Below are 19493 nucleotides of genomic sequence, written 5' to 3' on the forward strand. Positions count from 1 at the left end.
GCCGCGCCCGGCTTCGCGCTGGGAGTTAACAAGCTGGGATGGCTTATCTAGTGCCGCGGAGCAGCGGCCGCCATACGGCCGGCGCCGCAGCATGCTCTCGTGCCCGCAGGGTCGGCTTACCGTGCGGCTGCGGCGGCCTTGGCGATCACGGTGAATATTTCGCCCGGCTGCGAGACGACGACGGTATGAGAGGCGCCCTGTTCGGTCACGGGGCATTCATCCGCAGCGTCGAAGGGCGCGTCGTGCAGGGACCAAGGTCCCCTTCGCCGAACCGTACGGCTCTGCCGCCCATGAGAGCTGTCCTTCAGTGTGAGCTGAGGAGAGGTGCGTGATCGACCAATGACAAGGCCACCCCGTCGTCGGCTCTCCGCCTGTGGATCCGTCCGGAAAGGTATGACCCATGAAGAGCAGAGCCGCGTCCGAAACGTCTCCTTGGACGTTCTTCGTCCTGGTCTTTGCGCTCACCTTTCCGTTCCTGGCCCTTCACGCGGTGAGTCAGGCGCAGATCCTGCCAGACCTGCCGCTGGCCGCTTTCGCGGTCATTTGTCCGGTTGCAGCTGCGGTGATCCTTGAATATCGACGGGGTGGCGGCACAAGCGTGGGTGTGCTTCTGCGGCGGTCATTCGACTTTGCCAGGGTCAAGGCGAAAGGCTGGTACGTTCCTGTCCTGCTGCTGTATCCGGCCGTTCTGGCGGTGTCGTTCGTCCATCTTCGGCTGTCCGGGATCGATGTGCCGGCTCCGCAGATCTCCGTGGTGTCGGTGCTGGCATTGGGCGCAGCGTTCTTCGTGGGCGCCTTGTGTGAGGAGCTCGGCTGGTCCGGATACGCGGTCGAGTCGTTGCAGGGCCGGTGGGGGGCGCTGGCGGCGGGCCTCGTGGTGGGGTCGGTATGGGCGGTGTGGCACTGGGCGGCGCTCCTTCAGGCCCACCGTTCGATGTCATGGATCGCCTGGTGGTCGCTGGCCACGGTGGCGATGCGAGTCATCATGGTGTGGCTGTACGACAACACCGGCAGGAGCGTCTTCGCCGTGGCGCTCTTCCACATGATCGCTAACCTCGGCTGGCAGGTGTTCCCCGTCTACGGGTCGTACTTCGATCAGCCTTCGGTCGCGGTCATCATGGCCGTGCTGGCCATCGTCATCGTGGTCGTCTGGGAGCCGCGCACGCTGACCAGAACCCGCTTCAGTCCGGTCGGCCGGACACCGTCGCCCTGACCCGCCAGGCCGTGCTGAGCGCCTGGTCACTGGCCAACTCCTACGACCGGCTGTCCTCATCCGAGAGGCGGCGTACTGCGGCCATGATCGCTTCATGATGGTAGCGAGTGGTGTTGCCCATCACCACCACGCCGAGACCGGCACTCGGGTAGAGGCGGATGACGTTCCAGAATCCGCTGCCACCGCCGAGATGCTCGACAAAGCTTGAGCCCTTCCCTGCCGGGCGGTACCAGCCAAGCCCGAAGTCCAGCGGGCCACCGCGGGCGGCGACTCGGCGCATCTGGAGCGCAACGCCAGGGGCGAGCACCTGCGTTCCGTGCACGGCCCCGTCGTTGAGATGCAGCAGCGCCAACTGGGCGGCGTCTGCCACGCCGCCCACGAGCCCTCCGTAGGCTGCACCAAGGACGTAGAACGGGTGGTAGGCGACGTACCTGCCCTGGCGACCGGCCACGATGTGAGCGGGCAGGATCGCGCACAGCAACGGAGTCAGCGGCGCAGGCAGTCGCTGGTAGCCCGTCGCCGGCTGCTCGCCTCCGGTGTCGGTATAGGAGAAACCCGTATGCCTCATCCCCAGCAGGGGCAGCAGGCAGGTGCGTACGTGCTCGTCGAACGGAGCCCCTGCGGCTGCGGCGATCACCTCGCCGAGCACGAGGTAACCGAGGTTGGAGTAGCTCGCACGCGCGCCAGGGGCGTATTTCAGGCGGTTGTGCCGGGCCAGCAGTCGCTCCACGAACATGGCCGGGTCCGGAGCCGGCGTGTCCGCGGCGCGTACCCAGCGGATCGGCAGCGGATTGGCCAGGCCGGAACTGTGGCTGAGCAGGTGCCGCACGGTCACCGGTCGCGGCTGCCGCACCACGGCGAACGGCGGGAAGTATTCGCAGGCTGGGGCGTCGAGGTCAAGGGCGCCGAGGCCGGCCAGCCGCATCGCCGCCGTCGCGGTGACGATCTTGGTCATCGAGAACCACAGATATGGCGTCCGCGCGGTTGCCGGCGTGGCGCTCAGCAGGTCTGTCACACCGAACCCGCGGTGCCAGACCGTGCGATCGGCGCGTATCACAGCCACTGACAGGCCCGGGACTCGATCCGCGCGCATGGTCGCCTCTATGCGCGCCTGAACCGCATGAGAGACCTCCATGTCACCCCCGAGTCCGGGCCATCGACCGTCAGCTCAATCATGCGAGCCGGCACATTCGACCGACAGGGCCGAACGTCCCGATCCGGCCTCCCAGTGGCAACCATCAGCTATTCCTTCTGAGCAGGGAAGCAGCTCGAAGACGCGATCAAGCACTGCCCGATACGTAGGCCACCACACCGCCACCCAGTCCCGACCTTCGCTGCCGGCGAGGCGGGTAGTCACCCGTTGCCGGCCCACCTGAGTCGCGTCACGGGCCGGGCTGCTCGCCACTAGGAAGGTCCCCTCCTCCGGCGACCCCGTCCACGTCGGCATCGTAGAGCCTGGCACCATCGCGGCGGCGCAGCTCCGCGCGCACGGGAACAGATGGGCGGCCGCAACAGGCCGCCCACCACGGCCGCTCCAACCGCGGCTAACGGCTATATGCACAACGCCATCGACGGCTCCCGCCTGGCATGCACCAAGATTCTTTCCAGGGAGGCCAGGCAAAGTACTGCCGCGTTCTGACAACGCGCCCAAGCCCTCGTCGCCATTGCCAGGATCGCGTGTGCCTGATGCCGGCCGACGACGGCAGCTACTTCCGCTCCCGCTTGCGGCGCGGCACTTCATCGCACAGGGCATTACCCATGAACGCACCCGCCGCTATCGCACACACCGCGCTGAACGGCCTGCCATCCGCCGGCCGCGTTCGACACCGCGCATGCGGGCGCATCATGTGACATTTCTTGTGCTCACCGCTTGAAGCATTATCCGGTCTTCACGCGAGACATGCAGCCGTCCCAGATGACCGACTTGCGGTCCCAGCTTTTATGGCCCCAGCAGACTTGGAAGCTTTTGATGTAACTGATCCAGGTCCGATCGGATTCGCAATCGGCGCTCGGGGCTTCTACGGTGAAGGCGAAGTTGTACGAGTTGGTGTATTTGGCTTTAATGAAAGTCTCATCCGAAATATTGTCACAGACGGTGATCTTGTCGGCATCCTTATTTACGGTGGCGCCGCCCTCATTGTTACCGAGGGTCTGCTCCCAGGGGCCTGTGGCGGCCCAGGCAGGCGGGCTGGCGAGCGGTAGTGCTGCTGCCGTGGTCAGTGCCACGAGAAAGATGTGCTTGCGCATGAAGTCTCCTCTTGGATGCGCGAAAAGGCGCATGATTTGTCATGACATGCTGATGGATGGAGTTGCGGTCGAACTGCTGAGTGGCAGGTACCTCGCCATGAATCGCGGTAGATTTTCGAGGTCGAGGCCAGCATGTTCTCTTGCTATGGAGGAGCTGAACCACGGCTTGTGCAGGCATGTTTTTTTTCTTGGGGTGGTTGATTAATTACCTGGGGCTCCATCGGGCGCTTCGAGCCCGAGAGCTACACCGCTGAGGCAAGCTTTCAGCTCATGTCGACGGATCACGCATCGCGGGGGACGGGAGCTTCCAACGAGGACCCCAAGAACCTGAGAAGCTCCTTCACCGAAGCCGCCTTGCGGATGCTGCCGGTTCCCGCCCGAAAGCGGCGGCCAGGACTCGCTGCACTCGCGGTCCTGCTGATTCTGGGAGGTTCGCTGGCCACGACGGTGTTGGTGATTAATGCGGATAAACGTGTTTCGGCGATCATGGTCACGCAGCAGATTGGCGCGGGACGGCCGTTTCGCCCTGAGATGATTCGCGAGGCGCGAGTTGTCGAGGATGGAGTGCGCTACGAACTCTGGGCAAATCGTGCGCAAGTCTCCCAAGCCCTCGCCGCTGTCACTCTGCTCCCCGGAACCGTCGTCACCACCGACATGACCGTGGAACAGCACCAGGAGCTCGGGCCGGGCAAGGCGCGGGTCGGACTTGCCCTGAAGCCGGGTCAGTTGCCCAGCGAGATGCAGCCAGGCCAGCGTGTCCAGATTGTGCTCGTTCCCAGCAGCAATAGTGCGGCGGGACTGCAGACCCGGCTACTGGCCGAGAACGCCCTGGTCACCAGCGTCGGTCTAAGCCGAAACAGAGCGTCGGACGAGGTCACTGTGATCGTGGACAGTGCCATAGCGCCAGAGATCGCCGCCTATTCGTCCGCTGGCCAGATCGCCATCACCGAACTGCCCGGAAGCCGCTAACACATGGCATCTGCGGCCACCGCGCCTGAGTGGGTGCGCGGCCGGCCGATGGTCAGGATGACCTTGATGCGCTCCAGTACGGCACGAAACGGCGGCTGTCGTCGTGTTGGCCCGGAGGCCAACACGAAGGACAACGGACAGCACAGCCGATCGGTCTCGCTGGCCGGCCAAGCGCGTGAGCGGGCGGCTTCGCGGTCACCAGTCGAGGTCCTTTCCTGCTCGGCGGATTCTTCCAGCGCCCCGACCTCACCATCCATGGTCATTCCTGCGGCGTGACCGTGGCGGGCCACGGTGGAATCCACGCTGACCAGGTCGAAGGCGACCTGCCCACACGCCACGGCCCCAGCGATCACCACCTGCATCAGTTCCTCGAAGACACCCGTCATCGCCTACGACCGAACCGATCGAAAAAGGTGGGCCATGGTGGTGCTCGGTGGGCAGATCCCGCCAGAGGCTGCAGGTGAGAAAGCGTCGTATCACCGTGTCGAACTGTCGCCGCAGGCATGGGGTTTCGTTCACCGAGGGGCAGACGACACTCGATCAGGGACCGCTCACCGTCGGTGAGGTTCGTCTTCACGCGCCACGGTGATGGCCTACCGGGCTCGGAGATCCAGGCTGAGGTCCGCTGCCGCGACCATGTTCATGGTTGTCTCGAAGACCGCCCGAAAATAGGCCGACCGCCACCGGGCCGTCCCCGCTCAGCATTGAGTGGTTCAACATTTTGGACCGCCGCCCGCGATGCAGCGGACCGAATACAGACTCCAACGCTTACACGATGGGCAAGATGATCGCCGAGGGATGCGCGGCGTCGTGGAAGATCTCCTGGTCCGCGGGGCGCATCGCGGTTGCGGTGGTGAGTGGTTCGCCGGTGCCCGGGTTGCGGTTGTACATGGGGTGGGCGCCGCTGGAGATCTGCAGGCGGATCCGGTGGCCGGGCTTGAAGCAGTGGGCCGTGGGAGTCAGCTGGATGGTGATCTGCTGGGTGCCGCCCCGGTGGAGGCGGACGATGCCGTCGCACAGGTTGGTCGAGGTACCTTTGGGGGCGACGTCGCACAGGCGGGCGAAGAAGTCGGTGTGATCGAGTGTCGAGCGGGCGTGCAGGCTGACCGTGACGGTGCCCATGATGGTGGTGTCGGGCGGCACGGGGTCGCTGGTGAAGGTGAGGACGTCGGGGCGGTCTTCGAGCTTGCGGTTGTCCCTGGCGCCGCCGCCTTGGATCACCGCGCCGCCGAGGCCGGGTGTCGGGTCGGCTGGGTCGTAGCGGTAGCGGGAAGGCTGGACTTGTCCTGCGGGTGGTTCGGTGGACAGGCGGCCCCCGGCTCGCAGGTGGCGCACCGTGGGGGTGGATAATGGCGGCCATGACGGCAGGTCGATCCACGTGTCGGCGCCGGTCACGCAGACCTGTACCGGAGCGGAGCGCAGTGCGCCGTGGTTGCCGCGAAGGTGGGCGTCGAACCATTGCAGGCTGTGCCTGAGGCCGGCCTTGATTCCGGGCAGTGATGCGTGGGTCCAGGGGCCGATGGTCAGGTAGGGGTTCTTGCCCGCCTCCCGCAGTGCCTGGTAGTCGGCGAGTTCGTCGCGCAGGAAGAAGTCATGCCACCCGGCGAGGAAGTGTACGGGGGCTTGGATGCCGGGGACGTGCTTGGCGTTGTCCGTCGCGGCCCACAGGTCGTCGTCCGGTCTGCCGTACCGGACGACGTCTTGGTAGAAGCCGATGGTGCGCCCGAGTGCCGCCTGGTCTGCTTCGCCGACCGGCAGGTGCTGGAAGCCGGTGCGTAAGGCGCGGTTACGTCGCATTGTCGCCCGGGTCCGGTCGAGCAGGGAGGCGGCGGCGTGGCCGCTGTAGGTGGTGTAGAGCCAGCTGAGCACGCCGTCGAGGCGCATCGGCTCGCCGCGCAGCACGTCGTAGACGCGGGAGGCGGCCATCTGCGGCATCAACGCCTTGAGGTGGGCGGGGGCGCCCGCGCCCGAGGCCAGCTGCACGTAGCCGTAGTAGCTGAGGCCGAACATGGCGACCGAGCCGCTGAACCACGGCTGGGTGGCGAGCCATTGCAGTGTCGCCAGGCCGTCCTCGCGCTCGTTTTTGAACGGCTCGAACGCGCCGGTGGAGCCGAAGGTGCCGCGGCAGTTCTGGAAGACCACCTGGTAGCCGCGTTCGGCCAGCAGGCGGCTCATCAGGTCCGCCTTCCGGCCGCGAGAGACGTACGGCGAGCGGATCAGCAGGATGGGCAGCCCCTCTCCGCCCCGCGGAGCGACCCGGGTGGCCAGCAGGACCGCTCCGTCGGGCATCGGAGCGGCCAGGTCGGTCTGATACTCCAGGTCGGTGGCGACGGCCGGTGGCAGATCGAGCATCCGGGAGATCAATCGCGACATGAGGGCCATTCCTCTTTCTTACTCCACATGGCTGCGAATCATGACCTGTACCTGCTGCTCGGGTTCTAGTGCTTGTCGCAACACACCTGATCCGGGCCAGGGCGCTCCCGGAGATGACAGAGGTGGTGCGGATGCGGTGAGTCCTCCAGTTGGCCGACCAGCGCCTTTACCCCTGTGCCGAAGCCACCGCCGATGCGGCCCGCGACCGACCGAGGTGCTGGCCAGGTCGATGGTGACCGCGGCGCCGGTGCCCGGCCTTGAACCCGTAATCCTGTGGCAGCACCTTCCAGGTGATCTGGTACGGCTTACTGGGCGCCAAGACGCGGTCCCAGGACACCGGGAGGTCGCAGGCCAGACACGTGGTTAGCTACGAGCCACTCAATTCACCGCCGGCGTGAATGGTGTCCGTCAATCCACCTGATCAGACAAGGGACGTCGAACACCGGCGTGATCGTCAAACGTGATCCCCAGACGCATGACCATCTGCGGATACTGGCCCGAGCAGAGCTCCTGGCGCAAGAACTCGCGCAGATGGTGCATCTCCAGCGCCTGGGTGTGGAAGGCGGCGCTGACTCCGTGCGCGCAGGCGTGCAGCAGGACCCGTTGCAGGGCCTGGCCGGCGGCGATCCATTCCTCACGCGTGTCGCCGCTGGTGGTGAGCAGCGTCACGACACCGGTGGAGCTCGCCCCGCTGTCCTGCCGTGTGCCCCAGTCGTGCCGCCAGGCGTAGTCGCGCTGAGCGAACCGCGGATCGGTCTCGGCGGGCTCGGCGGGATAGGCGTCGGCCGGCACGCCGTCCCTGCGGGCGCTGCCCGGCGGGCGGGCCCATCGGATGACCTCGAGGTTGAGGACCCGGTCCTGCATTTGGATGTTCTGGGCCGCCTCGGTCACCGTGGCGACGACCCGTACGGCTTGCGGCGCGCGCACAGGGGTCAGCTGGGCTCCTTCGGCGGCTGCCTGCTGGACCAGCGTCTCCACCAGCCGATCCGGTACGGGCAGATCGGTGAAGGCGGACCGGTGCGTGCGGCGTCGCTCGACTTCGGCGTGCAGCGCCTTGGTGTGCTCGTCGGCGGTGATGCTCTCTCCCAGCCGCACGGTCGCCAGCAGGGCGGGCCGATCAGGGTCCGGCAGCACCCGCACGACGGGCTCATAACCCCGGTAGCGCAGCTCTGTACGGATGTTGAACAGCGCCGCGCCGCAGCTGATGAGCAGTTGCCTGCCGTCGGGGTCGGCGTAGCGCAGCTTCCGGTCCGTGTCCGCGCGCACGCTGATCTCGTCGCCGGAGACGGCGAACGACCAGGGCTGGCTGTTGTGCACGGACGGCGCCCAGGCGGCGGCCTCCAGGGCTGCGCGGATGGCGAGGGTGCTTTCGGCGGCTGTACGGGTGTTCATGGCATCCACCTCCATTGAGACACGATCAGCACATCACTCGCCATTCGCGGGAGTGAGGGCCGAAGGTCCCGGGTTCGGCGGACCTACGGGCACATCGGCCGGCCCGGTGAGGCGACGCCGGAAGACCCAGTAGGTCCAGGCCTGGTAGGCCAGGACGACCGGGGTGAAGATGGCCGCGACCCAGGTCATCACGGTCAGGGTGTAGGGGCTGGAGGCGGCGTTGGTCACGGTGAGGCTGTGGGCCGGGTCGAGGGCGGGCAGGACGTTCGGCCACAGCCCGGTGAACAGGGCGGCGGTGAACGCGACGACGGCGAGCGCGCTGGCGGTGAACGCCCACCCGTCCCGGCCGCGGAGGGTCGCGATCAGTGCGGCCGCCAGGCCGGCTCCGGCCAGCGCCACCGCTGCCCACCAGGCGGGCTTGTCGCCATCGGAGGCAATGAGGAAGGCGATCACCACGAGTATGGCGACCGGCGCGAGCGTGCGGGCGATCCGGACGGCGCCTTGGCGGAGCTCTCCGGTGGTGCGCAGGGCCAGGAAGATCGCGCCGTGCAGGGTGAACAGCGCCAGCGTGGCAGCGCCGCCGAGCAGGGCGAACGGGTTGAGCAGAGTGAGCAGGCTCCCGGTGAACTCGTGGTCGGCGTCCAGCGGGACACCGCGCACGATGTTGGCGAAGGCGACACCCCACAGGAACGCGGGTCCGAGCGAGCCCCAGAAGAAGGCCCGGTCCCAGCCGCGCGTGCTGTCGCTCTTGTTGCGGTATTCCAGCGCCATCCCACGCATGATCAAGGCCAGCAGGATCAGGAACAGCGGCAGGTAGAAGCCGCTGAACAACGTGGCGTACCACTCGGGGAAGGCGGCGAACGTCGCGCCGCCGGCGACCAGCAACCACACCTCGTTGCCGTCCCACACCGGGCCGATCGTCTTGACGATGGTGCGCCGTTCGGCCTCGTCGCCGCCGAGGACGGGCAGCAGGATGCCGACCCCGAAGTCGAAGCCCTCCAGCACGAAGTAGCCGGTCCACAACACGGCGATCAGCACGAACCAGACGGTGGTCAGTTCCATGGCAGAGACGTCCTCTCAGTAGCTCAGGGCGGGAACGGAGGCTTCCGGCTCGGCCTGCTCGTGCGGCCCGATGCGGATGAACTTGAGCAGCAACCGCACCTCGATGACCGCCAGCACGGCGTAGACGAGGGTGAAGCCGACCAGCGTGATGGCCACCGACGGGACGTCGGCGGTGGGGGAGACGGCGGCGGCGGTGCGCATGATGCCGAATACCGTCCAAGGCTGGCGGCCCATCTCGGTGAAGATCCAGCCGAGGCTGTTGGCCAGGAACGGCAGGCCGATCCCGGCGATGGCCAGGCGATAGGCCCAGCGGCCGGCGGGAAGCCTGCCGCGCCTGCTCAGCCAGAGCCCGGCCGCGGCCAGCAGCGCCGACAGCGCGCCGAAGCCGATCATCAGCCGGAACGACCAGTACGCCAGGCCGACGACCGGCCGATAGTCGCCGGGTCCGTAGAGCTCCTGGTAGCGGGCCTGGATGTCGTTGATGCCCGCGACCTTGCCGTCGAGGGTGTTGGTGGACAGCAGGCTCAGCCCGTACGGGATCTGCAGGTTGATGTGGTTGCGGCCGTTCTCGACGTCACCGACGGCGAACAGGGAGAAGCCCGCCGAGCTCTCGTCCTCCCACAGCGCCTCGGCCGCGGCCATTTTCATCGGCTGCTGCTCGGTCATGATCTGCGCCTGCCAGTGGCCGGAGAACGACACGCCCACAGCAGAGACGAACGCGACCACCATGGCCAGCCGGGCCGAGGTCCGGAACAGCGCCGTGTCCCGCTTCTTGAGCAGGAACCAGGCGCTGATGCCGAGTACGAAGGCGGCGGCGGTCAGGAACGCGCCGAAGATGACGTGCGGGAAGGTGACGAGCGTGGTGGAGTTGGTCAGCACGGCCCAGATGTCGGTCAGCTCGGCCCGGCCATGGTTGATCCGGTAGCCGACCGGGTGCTGCATCCAGGAGTTCGCGGCGAGGATGAAGTAGGCCGAGATGTTGGTGCCGATGGCGGCCAGCCAGATCGTGGCCAGATGCAGCCGGGGCGGTAGCTTGTCCCATCCGAAGATCCACAGGCCGAGGAAGGTGGACTCCAGGAAGAACGCCATCAGCCCTTCCATGGCCAGCGGCGCCCCGAACACGTCCCCAACGAAGCGCGAGTAGGCGCTCCAGTTCATGCCGAACTGGAACTCCTGCACGATCCCGGTCACCACGCCCATCGCGAAGTTGATCAGGAACAACCGTCCCCAGAACTTGGTCAGCCGCAGGTACTCCGGCTTCTTCGTACGATGCCAAGCGGTCTGCAACCCGGCCACGATGATCGACAACCCGATCGTGAGCGGCACGAACAGGAAGTGGTAGACGGTCGTGATGCCGAACTGCCAGCGGGAAAGGTCGAGGACATCCATGCTGGGCAGGCTCCCGTAGCGCGAAGTCGCGCTGTAGGGTCGTGCGGCCTCCTCCGCAAGGACCTTGGTCCCACGTCCGGCGCGCATCGTGGCCTGAGATCCAGAAACGCGACTCCACCGACCCCCGGGGGCGAGGACGCCCAGAAGGGCATCAAAGGAGGCGTACTCGCACGACCCTCGTCCGCGACTGTTCATCGCCTGAGACGAAGTACAGCTCCTGGCCTGGCTGGATCTTTGTGCTCGTAGGCGTGCTGAAGGAAGAGACGGCTCCGGCCGGCGAGCGCTGTACGGCGGCAATCGATACGGTCAAGATTCGCCCTCGGTTCAAAGACGGAGTCGTAGCCTGGCTCCGGCACATGCTCTTCGACCCGGTTTCGCCGGCGGCCGAACTTGGCGATCCTGTAGGACAGATAGCGAGATGCGAAGAACATTCCCGAGAGTAATGACCAAGGCGGCGGGGTTATTGCCTTACCGGCTGGTTCGCCGTATTGCTCCGATATAAGGAGCGCAATTGTTATGCGTCAGTCTCGAACATGCCAAGGCAAGTTTGTTCGCCAGGCCTGGCAGGGGGCGCGAGGCTTGGAGGTCTGCCGGGTGATCGCGTGTAGCATCTCCCTTCACGAGCTCGGTACGCTGATTCATGACCTCATACCGCGTCGGCGTGGAACGTATTCACGGTTGGTAGGAATATTACGGAGGATGGAATATCTCCGTCGCCGCGCCGCGAATCTCCGCCATGCCAAAGCCATTGGTGCCCATGAGAAGGCGGCCGTACCAGATGGAAGATGGAAAAGTAGCCAATGGCGAATATTCTGGTGGCCGGAGCGGGCGTGGTGGGTACCGCCGTCGGCCATGGTTTCAGCCAGCACGAGCATAAGATCACCTTTGTCGACCCTGATGCCGAGGCCCGTCGGCGGGTGGGCGAGCTTGGTTTTGTGGCTGTGGAGCCCGACGATGTCAGTCTGGCGGACATCGACGTCGTCTTCGTGGCGGTGAGCGCTCCGACCGGCGAGCAGGGCGTGGACACCGCCTGCCTGCGGATGGCCACGCGAACCCTCGGCGAGGCGCTTACGCGCGGTTTCCGCACGAGATATCCGGTGATCGTGTATCGGTGCACGGTGCCGCCGGGCACGACCAGGATCCTTTCAAAACTGCTCGAAGCGGTGTCGGGGCTGCGGGCCGGGGTGCACTTCGGAGTCGCCTACAGTCCCGAGTACCTGCGTGCCGAGAGCGCCCACGAGGATTTCCTGCACCCTGATGTGACGACGGTCGGTGTGATCGGCGACGACGAGCGCACCTGGCGGATCGTACGAGATCTGTACCAGCACTTCTCCTGCCCGCTGGCGCGTGTCAGCCCTGAAGACGCGGAGTTCCAGAAGTACGTGCACAACCTGTTCAACGCGGTCAAGATCTCCTTTTTCAACGAGATGCGTACGACCGCGGGCCACCTGGGCATCCGCGACGTGGATGACCTGTTCCTGATCACCGCCCGCAGCGCCGAGGGGATGCGCAACCCGCTGTACGGCATCGCCGACCTCGGCCCGTACGGCGGGAGCTGCCTGCCCAAGGACGTCGCGGCCTGGCTGCTGGAGATGGCGCAGCGCTCGATCGAGTCGCCCATGGTCGCCGCGGCGCAGGCCGTCAACCGCCGGACCGGCAACAGCCAGGTGCGGTGTCGCTGATGCGGACCGCCGAGTGGACGGCATACGCGCAGTGGACCTGTCTGGTGTTCTTCTCCATCCCGCTCGTCGAGCTCATGCTGATGGCCGTCGGATACGCCTGCATGCGAGGCGGCTACCGGTACGCGCCCAGCAGGTTCAGGCGGTTGGTCATCCAGATCACGACGGTGGGCAAGGAAGCCGAGCTGGTGCGCGAGACCGTCGCCGCCATCCGGGGCTACGAGCTGACCATGCCGTACGAGATCTGGGTCGTGATCGAGCCTGGGCACGACGAGTACTATCCGCTGGCCGACCGGGTCATCCCCGTGCCGTCCTGGTTCCGCTGCAAGGCGGTGGACAAGGCCCGAGCGCTGGAGTTCTCCAGGCTGATACGGGTCAGGCTAGGTTGGAACACCGCCGAGACCAAGATTCTCTTCGTGGACGACGACACGCTGCCGACCAGGGCGTACATCACCAAGGCCTTCAGCGGTGACTACGACCTGTGCCAGGGCGTGACGGTGGTCAACCGGCACTACGCGACGCGACCCTGGCCGCATTTCCTGCTGTCTCACCTGGACAACATCCGGGCCCGCAACTGCATGATCTACTGCAGTTGCACTCAGGGCATCACCGGCAAACCGCTCTTTGTGCACGGCGAAGGCCTGTGCGTCACCGGCCTGGTCGAGGACGTCATCACCTGGAATCACCCCATCATCGCCTCCGATGACCTGGTCTTCGGCACGAACGCCGCGCACGCGGGATTCAGCTGGGGCTACTTCCACGAGTACATCCAGCTGGTCTCGCCGTGGAACCTGATGGACTACTGGAAGCAGCGCAAGCGCTGGACGTGGGGCAACTTCACGGCGATCCGCAGGCGGGACATCCTGCCGCTGTCGGTGGCGATCCCGAAGGCCGTCAAGTACAGCATGGGAGTGCTGTCGATCTGCGCGTCCGGGGTGGGCGGGGTGCTGCTCGCGATGGGCGTCACCAAAGTACCGCCCCAGGCTTACACGGTCTTCTGGACCTCGTTCACCGCCTGGTTCGCCTCCTACGGGCTGATGGGGTGGATCAACTCGGGCGGCGAGGCCAATCGGCAACGCTTCTCCGGCCACGGCCGGGTGATGAGCTCGCGAGCGCGTTTCCTGACCTTCCGACTGACCCAGGCGCTGGTGGCAGTCGTGTTGTGCGTGCCTACCGCGGTGATGCCCGCCATCGTCATCGTGGGCAGCGTGCTGACCGGGAAACCCAGACGCTTCGTCACCATCGCCAAAACCTGCCCGCGCCTCTGATGCGAACCTGCGAAAGGTCTTGCCATGCCCGCTGCTCGTGATCTCGCCGATCTGCGTCGCCGGCCGCTCCGCCGCTCACTCGGCGGCGTCTTCGTACTCCTCATGGTGCTGCTGGCGACGGGGTTCACACTGTCCCTCGGCATGGCGTGGATACGCACGGATGCCGGCCACGTACAGACCCCCATCCCACGCACCGGCGGATCGGGCCCCGAACCGCTCTCGTTCGCACGGCCCGCCGCGCCCGTCCCCCGCGACACCATCACCGCGAGCAACGGCGAGCGGTGGCGAGTCGATGTCCTCCTTCGGCTGTGGAGCCTCCTCGCCGTCGTCCTTGTCAGCGGATCCGCCGCCATCGTCGTGGCCTCCCGTCACAGACCGATGCGCATGTCCTGCTCCGGTACGGTGCGTGAGCGCAACTCGATGCGTACGCGCCTCCGTAAGATCGACCAGGGGCAGGGGGATCTCGCCATGGACCGCCAGCGGCGCAGAAACCGCAAACAGGGCAAAAGGCTGGGGCGGCTCGTCCGGCCTTGAGCTGCGGGCAGGGCCCGCACGAGGCACCCGAACCGCCGGCAAGAACGATGGTCGAGCTTGCCGGCCCCCTCGTTGCTCTCCTGCCGCGGAGGCCAGGAAGGATTGCGGACGCTTTGGGCCCTCATGGGGATCGTGAACGGTGTCCTCGCGCTGCAGGAGATCCTCCAGGACGTGGCCTGGTGCCCGCCGACGAACTCGCCCGGCGGCTGAGCGTCCGCGAGGTCACGCACGCGCTGTCAACGCCCATCCGCCTCTTGGGTCACACCCCGTGAAGTCCTGGCCAGGAGCTCTACGACGTATGGGTGATGCGCAGGTCGTGGATGACGGACTGGCCATAGTTGCTGGTGCTGCACGGCGCCGACAAGGCGCAGTTGGCGAGAGTGTACATACCTGCCTTGAAATAGGCGTCGGCGAAGTTCCTGGTGATCGTCGCCTGGAGCACGTTGTTGTAGTACGCCTTGATCTGCCCGCCGCCCACCACGAACTTGGTCTCGAACACTGTGCCCAGCCTGTAGTCCCCGGTCACCAGTTTGTACTGGCTCTGAGGGCCGTTGCTGACGAAGAGGTTTCTACCTTCCAGCCGGAAGGCCGCGATCTCATCGGTCGCGTTGTGGACCTGGCCCGTCATCACCTGGGTCTTGTCGGCGGGCAGGCTCGTGATGGCCTGCCTGATGACCATGGTGTGGACGCCGGAGGTGGATGTCCAAGCGGCTTTGGCGGTGCCGTTCATCTCGCGCAGCTCCGACCTGGGGAAGGAGGAGCCCTGGGTGACGCCGTTGACGGGGGCGCGGAACTGCACTCCGTTGCATCCCGGCGCGACCTGGAAGTAGGGCGGAAGGGAGTAGCTGGCGAGAGCGGGTTGTCTTGTCTCCAGCGGCTGCACGCCCGCCAGCGCAGGGTCGTCGACAGGCAGAGCCACCTTCCAGTTGGCCAAGTCGAGGACGTCCGCGGGGTAACGGCACGGCCCGGTGGCGGCATGCGCGACGGGAGCGCCCGTCGTCACGGACGCGACGATCAGGAGGAGAGTGAGGCTGACTTTCATGGCAATGCCCCTTTTTCGGCTCGCTACATATGGTGATGGCACATTACTTTCAGTGACCGTACTTCAAAGGTTGCCGCAACCGTGCAGGGCGGAGGATTTGCACCCTCGTGTTTCGCGGCTTCTTTGATCGCCATGCATGTGACGAGGGAGACGTGGGTGGCTTAGAGCCCGCCGAGGCCCCTCGAGCATCTCCGCATCGGCCCGCAGAGCAGCGGAGGCACGTGGCCGGTGAAGAGCGGATCCGGGATGCTCTGAGATGGCACGTTATCCCCGTTGTCGGCGGTGTTCTGGTCCTGCTTCACCGCGCCGGGCTACCGCTCGTTCGCCGCTCTTTGTGGTACAGCCGATCTCACAGACGCGGCGGTGGACGGGCCGGAACGAGCCCGGCACCACTGCCATACGCACCGGTTCTTCCGCGTTTCGCGGGCTCCCTGCAGCCCTGACGTTGGCGACCATTGGCGCTACGGCCCTGGCCGACGTGGTCGATGGCTCAGGGTGGAACGGGTCTTCGGCGAGCCGACCGTCCAGGACTGCGTCACCGTCATCCCGGTCGCCCGGATCAGCGACGGTGACGCCACAGGGAGCGGAACCCGGGCCTTTTGGCGGGCCGGGCCGGGTCGGACGGCTCTGGGCGGGCACGGCGCGCGGTGGTGCGGTGGGTAGGACGGAATCTCACCGAGCCCGCAACTCCTGCGGGACAGCACGGTCGTCGAAAGACCTGCCTGACATCGAGTTGTGGAGGCACCGTGAACGATGCACACCTGCCCCCGATCATCCAGGGCGGCATGGGCGTGGCCGTCTCCGACTGGCGCCTCGCCCGCGTCGTCTCCCGTCTCGGTCAGCTGGGCGTCGTCTCGGGCACGGCCATCGACCTGGTGTGCGCCAGGCGTCTGCAGCTCGGCGACCCGGGAGGTCACGTGCGGCGCGCGCTGGCCTGCTTTCCCATCCCCGAGATGGCCCAGCGCGTCATCCGCACCTTTTACGTCCCCGGCGGCAAGCCGCAGGGGACGCCGTTCCGCCCGGTGCCGAGGTACTCCCTGCGGCCGGGCCGCGCCCTTGTGGAGCTGACCATCGTGGCGAACTTCGCGGAGGTGTACCTGGCCAAAGAGGGACACGACGGGCGGGTCGGGATCAACTATTTGCGCAAGATCGAGCTGCCCATCCCGTTCGCCTGCTATGGCGCCATGCTGGCCGGTGTCGATCACATCCTGATGGGCGCGGGCAACCCGGCCGAACTGCCCGCGCTGCTCGACCGGCTCGCCGGCCACCGGCAGGTGGCGCTACCCGTACGCGTGCAGGGCGCGACCTCCGCCGACGGCGACGCCCGCGTCGAGTTCGACCCAGCGGCCCTGTGGGAGGCCCCGCCGGCGCTGCGCAGCCCCCGGTTCGAGGCGATCGTCGCCTCGGTCGACCTTGCCACTGCCCTGGCCGCCGACCCCGCGACGCGGCCCGACGGCTTCGTGGTCGAGGGCTCGCCGGCGGGCGGACACAACGCGCCGCCGCGCGGACCTCGCCTCCTGGACGATGCCGGCCAGCTCGTCTACGGGGAACGCGACGTGGTGGTGCCGGAGCAGATGATGGCGATCGGCGTGCCCTTCTGGATGGCTGGTGGATACGGCAGCCCGGACGGCCTGGCCGCGGCGCTGGCCGGCGGCGCCACCGGGATCCAGGCCGGCACCGCCTTCGCGTTCTGCGCAGAGTCGGGCATGGCCGCGCCGCTCAAACGGGCGGTGCTGGAACACGTGGCGCGCGGGGACACGCGCGTGCGCACCGACCCGCGCATTTCGCCGACCGGGTTCCCGTTCAAGACGGTCGATCTGGAGGGGACCGTGGCGCGGGACGACGTGTACGCCGACCGGACCCGCCTGTGCGACCTGGGTGTGCTGCGCTCGCCGTACCGCAAGGCCGACACCGGTATCGGCTACCGCTGCCCGGCCGAGCCGGTCGACGTCTACGAGCGGCGCGGCGGGCGGGCCCAGAACACCGAAGGCCGCCGCTGCCTGTGCAACGCCCTGCTGGCCACCGCCGGGTACGGTCAGGAGCGGCTCGACGGCTACGCCGAGCCGGCGATCGTGACCGCCGGCACCGACCTGTCCGCCGTACGCCACCTGTCCGCCGTCCACCCTGGTTACACCGCGGCCGACGTCGTGGCCTACCTTCTTGAAGGAGCGGACTCGGACCGGGGCGCCTGAGCACCGGCGTCCGGCACGATGACCTGCCGTTCGCCTGGGCTACTCCCGCTGCGGCAGATAGGCCGGGCCCGCAGCCCGGTGCCGTAGCCCAGGAGGCCCCTCCAGCCGGACGACCGCGCCCGGCCCTGAGGTGGGCGATCACAGGTCATGAAAGCCCCACTCCGCTGCTGGCCGAGCACGGGCTCGAGGCCGGTCGGCCCGCCGTGTTCGTGTGGGAGGCGGTCACGCAGTACCTGACCGAGCAGGGCGTCCACGCCACACTGGAGTTTCTGTCCCGGGCCGGGGCGAACAGTCGGCTGCTGTTCACCTACGTGCTGCGGGATTTCCTGGACGGGTGCGGCCACGGGGCGACGGCGTTGTATATCGCAGATCGGCTTCTACAAGATCGAGCTGATCAAGCCCCGCGGCCCCTGGCGCAGCCTGGCCGACGTGGAACTGGCCACCGCCGAATAGGTCGCTTGGTTCAACACCACCCGCCTGCACTCGGCGATCGGACACCTTCCACCTGAGGAGTTCGAGGCAATCTATTACGCTCAACACCAGCCCAACGACGCCCTAGCAATCAACCGCCGAGGTCTCCATCAAAGTCGGGGCGGTTCAGAGACGTCTTTGTCGCCACCGACGACAACTTTTTTCAAAGAGACGAAGAAGCCCCAATTGGCAGCGCTCGGCGCATCCCTAATCCTCACACCCACGCAGGCCGAGGTGCACATTGAACAGCACGCTACTGGAGCCAGCGGCGACCTTGACTTGTCCACATAACAACAACGGTTGGGTTCGCCTTCACCGAACTGCTGCGGTTCAAGATGCTGCCCCGGATGAAGAACATCGGCGCGATCGAGTTGTACAGCCCTGACACCGCCCAGAGCGCCTGGCCGAAGGTGGACAAGATCCCCAGGAAGCGGCCGATCGACTGGGACCTCATCGCCTGCAACTACGATCAGATGATCAAATACGCGACGGCCCTACGGTTGCGGACGGCGGAAACCGAGCAGGTGCTGCGCCGTTTCATGAAAGGCAACGGCCCCAAGCATCCGGTCTATCTGGCCCTGGAAGAACTCTTCCGGATCGTGCGCACGATCTTCGCCTGCGACTATCTCGCGGACGAGCAACTGCGCCGGGAGATCAGCAGCGGATTGCAGGTTGTGGAGAACTGGGACAGCGCCACGACAAGATTTTCTACGGGCGCGAAGGGGTCCTGATCGGCGCCGACTGCGAGCACGCCGAGGTGTCCATGCTCACTCTGCACCTGCTGCAGTCCTCGTTGGTGTTCATTAATACCCAGCTTCTGCAAGCTGTTCTGCGTGATCCGCAGTGGGCCGGAAAACTTACCGAGGAAGACCGGCGAGCGCTCAGCCCGCTGTTCTGGGCTCATGCGAACCCCTACGGTCGGTTCCGGCTGGACATGGAAATTCGGCTAGATCTCACGGCGGCGTGAGCGGGAGCCAGGGGCTCCATGCGCGGGTCCCGCTGTGGTTGAGAGGCACGGCAAGGAACCCCTTCTCAAGCCGTGCTGACGGACAACGACGGTGAATGTGCCGACGATGCTGGACCTTGAGCGGGGACGGGCCGTGGGTGCCGTCGCGAGGACGCCTCAGATTGTCGTGGCGGGTCAGGCGGCGGGTAGGTCCTCATTGCGCGAGCGCATCTGATTGCTCCTCGCCAGGAGCTGGCTCAGCCGTGCGTTGCCGAGGAGCACCCGCCGCAGGCGCATCGTCAGGGAGCGGCGAACCTGCTCGGCACGGGTGGCGGGTGAAGGTGATCCGGTTGCAACGGCACCACGGCCGCACACCCGCGGGCGCCGTCGCCCGCGTCATGCAGCGCATCCTCACGCTGACCACCGCCATCTGGCACAACGACCAGGGCGGACAGCCCGTCCTGCGCTCACTGCCCGCCTACGACCACCAACCCTTGGGACCGATCATCTAGCTGGACGGTGCCAGGGTGCGCACGACATCGAACTCGTTGCCCTCGGGGTCGGCCATGACCACCCAGCTCCGGCCGGAGCCCTGGCCCATGTCCACCTTGGCGGCGCCGAGGCCGAGCAGCCTGGCCACCTCGTCGTCGGTGCTGCGGTCGATCGGGCTGACGTCGAGGTGGAGCCGGTTCTTCACGGTCTTGCCCTCGGGCACC

General features: G+C 66.6%; 15 protein-coding genes and 3 pseudogenes. 9 read left to right on the forward strand and 9 right to left on the reverse strand.

What is annotated here, in order from left to right; translation table 11 throughout:
- Positions 1 to 400 precede the first annotated feature (400 nt).
- Entirely contained in the window at positions 401 to 1213 is an 813-nt protein-coding gene (locus ABEA43_RS23400; RefSeq protein ID WP_345564840.1) for a CPBP family intramembrane glutamic endopeptidase, read from the forward strand.
- 40 nt (positions 1214 to 1253) lie between these two features.
- Here the strand turns inward: ABEA43_RS23400 and ABEA43_RS23405 are convergent, their stop codons facing one another.
- Positions 1254 to 2348 carry a serine hydrolase domain-containing protein gene (locus ABEA43_RS23405; RefSeq protein ID WP_345564841.1) on the reverse strand — a complete coding sequence of 365 codons (1095 nt, stop codon included), beginning with the start codon at positions 2346 to 2348 and terminating at the stop codon, positions 1254 to 1256.
- A gap of 743 nt (positions 2349 to 3091) precedes the next feature.
- The gene (locus tag ABEA43_RS23410; RefSeq protein ID WP_345564842.1) at positions 3092 to 3460 is read right to left on the reverse strand and encodes a hypothetical protein; all 369 of its coding nucleotides are present in this window, start codon (positions 3458 to 3460) and stop codon (positions 3092 to 3094) included.
- A 270-nt stretch (positions 3461 to 3730) separates the two neighbouring features.
- On the opposite strand from ABEA43_RS23410, the gene ABEA43_RS23415 reads away from it, so the two are divergent.
- Complete coding sequence (locus tag ABEA43_RS23415; RefSeq protein ID WP_345564843.1) at positions 3731 to 4429, forward strand: CpaB family protein; 699 nt, start codon at positions 3731 to 3733, stop codon at positions 4427 to 4429.
- Here the strand turns inward: ABEA43_RS23415 and ABEA43_RS23420 are convergent.
- The 5 genes from ABEA43_RS23420 to ABEA43_RS23440 form a co-directional block, all read right to left on the reverse strand.
- Positions 4426 to 4815 (reverse strand): hypothetical protein, encoded by a 390-nt coding sequence (locus ABEA43_RS23420; RefSeq protein WP_345564845.1) that lies wholly within the window; start codon positions 4813 to 4815, stop codon positions 4426 to 4428. The two genes, ABEA43_RS23415 and ABEA43_RS23420, sit on opposite strands and share 4 nt — an antisense overlap.
- Before the next feature lie 382 nt (positions 4816 to 5197).
- Positions 5198 to 6802, reverse strand: coding sequence for a CocE/NonD family hydrolase (locus ABEA43_RS23425; protein WP_345564847.1), 1605 nt, complete (start codon positions 6800 to 6802; stop codon positions 5198 to 5200).
- 408 nt (positions 6803 to 7210) lie between these two features.
- Entirely contained in the window at positions 7211 to 8194 is a 984-nt protein-coding gene (locus ABEA43_RS23430) for an Acg family FMN-binding oxidoreductase (protein WP_345564849.1), read from the reverse strand.
- A 33-nt stretch (positions 8195 to 8227) separates the two neighbouring features.
- The gene (gene cydB / locus ABEA43_RS23435) at positions 8228 to 9256 is read right to left on the reverse strand and encodes a cytochrome d ubiquinol oxidase subunit II (protein ID WP_345564851.1); all 1029 of its coding nucleotides are present in this window, start codon (positions 9254 to 9256) and stop codon (positions 8228 to 8230) included.
- A 15-nt stretch (positions 9257 to 9271) separates the two neighbouring features.
- Positions 9272 to 10645: a cytochrome ubiquinol oxidase subunit I gene (locus ABEA43_RS23440; RefSeq protein WP_345564853.1), complete on the reverse strand. Its 1374-nt coding sequence runs from the start codon at positions 10643 to 10645 to the stop codon at positions 9272 to 9274.
- A gap of 815 nt (positions 10646 to 11460) precedes the next feature.
- On the opposite strand from ABEA43_RS23440, the gene ABEA43_RS23445 reads away from it, so the two are divergent.
- The 3 genes from ABEA43_RS23445 to ABEA43_RS23455 are packed head-to-tail and all read left to right on the forward strand — an operon-like array spanning position 11461 to position 14126.
- Positions 11461 to 12327 (forward strand): Rossmann-fold NAD(P)-binding domain-containing protein, encoded by an 867-nt coding sequence (locus ABEA43_RS23445; RefSeq protein WP_345564855.1) that lies wholly within the window; start codon positions 11461 to 11463, stop codon positions 12325 to 12327.
- Positions 12327 to 13592, forward strand: coding sequence for a glycosyltransferase family 2 protein (locus ABEA43_RS23450; RefSeq protein ID WP_345564857.1), 1266 nt, complete (start codon positions 12327 to 12329; stop codon positions 13590 to 13592). Before ABEA43_RS23445 ends, ABEA43_RS23450 begins: the two co-directional genes overlap by 1 nt.
- A 24-nt stretch (positions 13593 to 13616) precedes the next feature.
- The gene (locus ABEA43_RS23455; RefSeq protein WP_345564859.1) at positions 13617 to 14126 is read left to right on the forward strand and encodes a hypothetical protein; all 510 of its coding nucleotides are present in this window, start codon (positions 13617 to 13619) and stop codon (positions 14124 to 14126) included.
- 289 nt (positions 14127 to 14415) lie between these two features.
- On the opposite strand, the gene ABEA43_RS23460 is transcribed toward ABEA43_RS23455, so the two are convergent.
- Positions 14416 to 15168, reverse strand: coding sequence for a polysaccharide lyase family 7 protein (locus ABEA43_RS23460; protein WP_345564861.1), 753 nt, complete (start codon positions 15166 to 15168; stop codon positions 14416 to 14418).
- Positions 15169 to 15914: 746 nt separating this feature from the next.
- On the opposite strand from ABEA43_RS23460, the gene ABEA43_RS23465 reads away from it, so the two are divergent.
- The 4 genes and pseudogenes from ABEA43_RS23465 to ABEA43_RS23475 all read left to right on the forward strand — a co-directional run.
- Positions 15915 to 17360 carry a nitronate monooxygenase gene (locus ABEA43_RS23465; RefSeq protein WP_345564863.1) on the forward strand — a complete coding sequence of 482 codons (1446 nt, stop codon included), beginning with the start codon at positions 15915 to 15917 and terminating at the stop codon, positions 17358 to 17360.
- A gap of 372 nt (positions 17361 to 17732) precedes the next feature.
- A pseudogene (locus ABEA43_RS68210) lies at positions 17733 to 17897 on the forward strand (integrase core domain-containing protein); the annotation flags it as partial.
- A 281-nt stretch (positions 17898 to 18178) separates the two neighbouring features.
- Positions 18179 to 18798: pseudogene (locus ABEA43_RS23470) on the forward strand (Tn3 family transposase).
- Positions 18799 to 19127: 329 nt separating this feature from the next.
- Positions 19128 to 19289: pseudogene (locus ABEA43_RS23475) on the forward strand (hypothetical protein); the annotation flags it as partial.
- Here the strand turns inward: ABEA43_RS23475 and ABEA43_RS23480 are convergent.
- The coding region (locus ABEA43_RS23480; protein ID WP_345564867.1) for a VOC family protein at positions 19286 to 19493 on the reverse strand (208 nt) is incomplete at its 5' end. The pseudogene ABEA43_RS23475 and the gene ABEA43_RS23480 overlap by 4 nt on opposite strands.

The organism is Nonomuraea rosea (assembly GCF_039539705.1).
Classification (GTDB): domain Bacteria; phylum Actinomycetota; class Actinomycetes; order Streptosporangiales; family Streptosporangiaceae; genus Nonomuraea; species Nonomuraea rosea.

What these genes read in the sequence shown, in the direction of transcription:
- ABEA43_RS23400 (WP_345564840.1), top strand. Translation starts at nt 401, where the DNA reads ATGAAGAGCAGAGCCGCGTCCGAAACGTCTCCTTGGACGTTCTTCGTC.
- ABEA43_RS23405 (WP_345564841.1), bottom strand. Translation starts at nt 2,348, where the DNA reads ATGGAGGTCTCTCATGCGGTTCAGGCGCGCATAGAGGCGACCATGCGC.
- ABEA43_RS23410 (WP_345564842.1), bottom strand. Translation starts at nt 3,460, where the DNA reads ATGCGCAAGCACATCTTTCTCGTGGCACTGACCACGGCAGCAGCACTA.
- ABEA43_RS23415 (WP_345564843.1), top strand. Translation starts at nt 3,731, where the DNA reads ATGTCGACGGATCACGCATCGCGGGGGACGGGAGCTTCCAACGAGGAC.
- ABEA43_RS23420 (WP_345564845.1), bottom strand. Translation starts at nt 4,815, where the DNA reads ATGACGGGTGTCTTCGAGGAACTGATGCAGGTGGTGATCGCTGGGGCC.
- ABEA43_RS23425 (WP_345564847.1), bottom strand. Translation starts at nt 6,802, where the DNA reads ATGTCGCGATTGATCTCCCGGATGCTCGATCTGCCACCGGCCGTCGCC.
- ABEA43_RS23430 (WP_345564849.1), bottom strand. Translation starts at nt 8,194, where the DNA reads ATGAACACCCGTACAGCCGCCGAAAGCACCCTCGCCATCCGCGCAGCC.
- cydB (WP_345564851.1), bottom strand. Translation starts at nt 9,256, where the DNA reads ATGGAACTGACCACCGTCTGGTTCGTGCTGATCGCCGTGTTGTGGACC.
- ABEA43_RS23440 (WP_345564853.1), bottom strand. Translation starts at nt 10,645, where the DNA reads ATGGATGTCCTCGACCTTTCCCGCTGGCAGTTCGGCATCACGACCGTC.
- ABEA43_RS23450 (WP_345564857.1), top strand. Translation starts at nt 12,327, where the DNA reads ATGCGGACCGCCGAGTGGACGGCATACGCGCAGTGGACCTGTCTGGTG.
- ABEA43_RS23455 (WP_345564859.1), top strand. Translation starts at nt 13,617, where the DNA reads ATGCCCGCTGCTCGTGATCTCGCCGATCTGCGTCGCCGGCCGCTCCGC.
- ABEA43_RS23460 (WP_345564861.1), bottom strand. Translation starts at nt 15,168, where the DNA reads ATGAAAGTCAGCCTCACTCTCCTCCTGATCGTCGCGTCCGTGACGACG.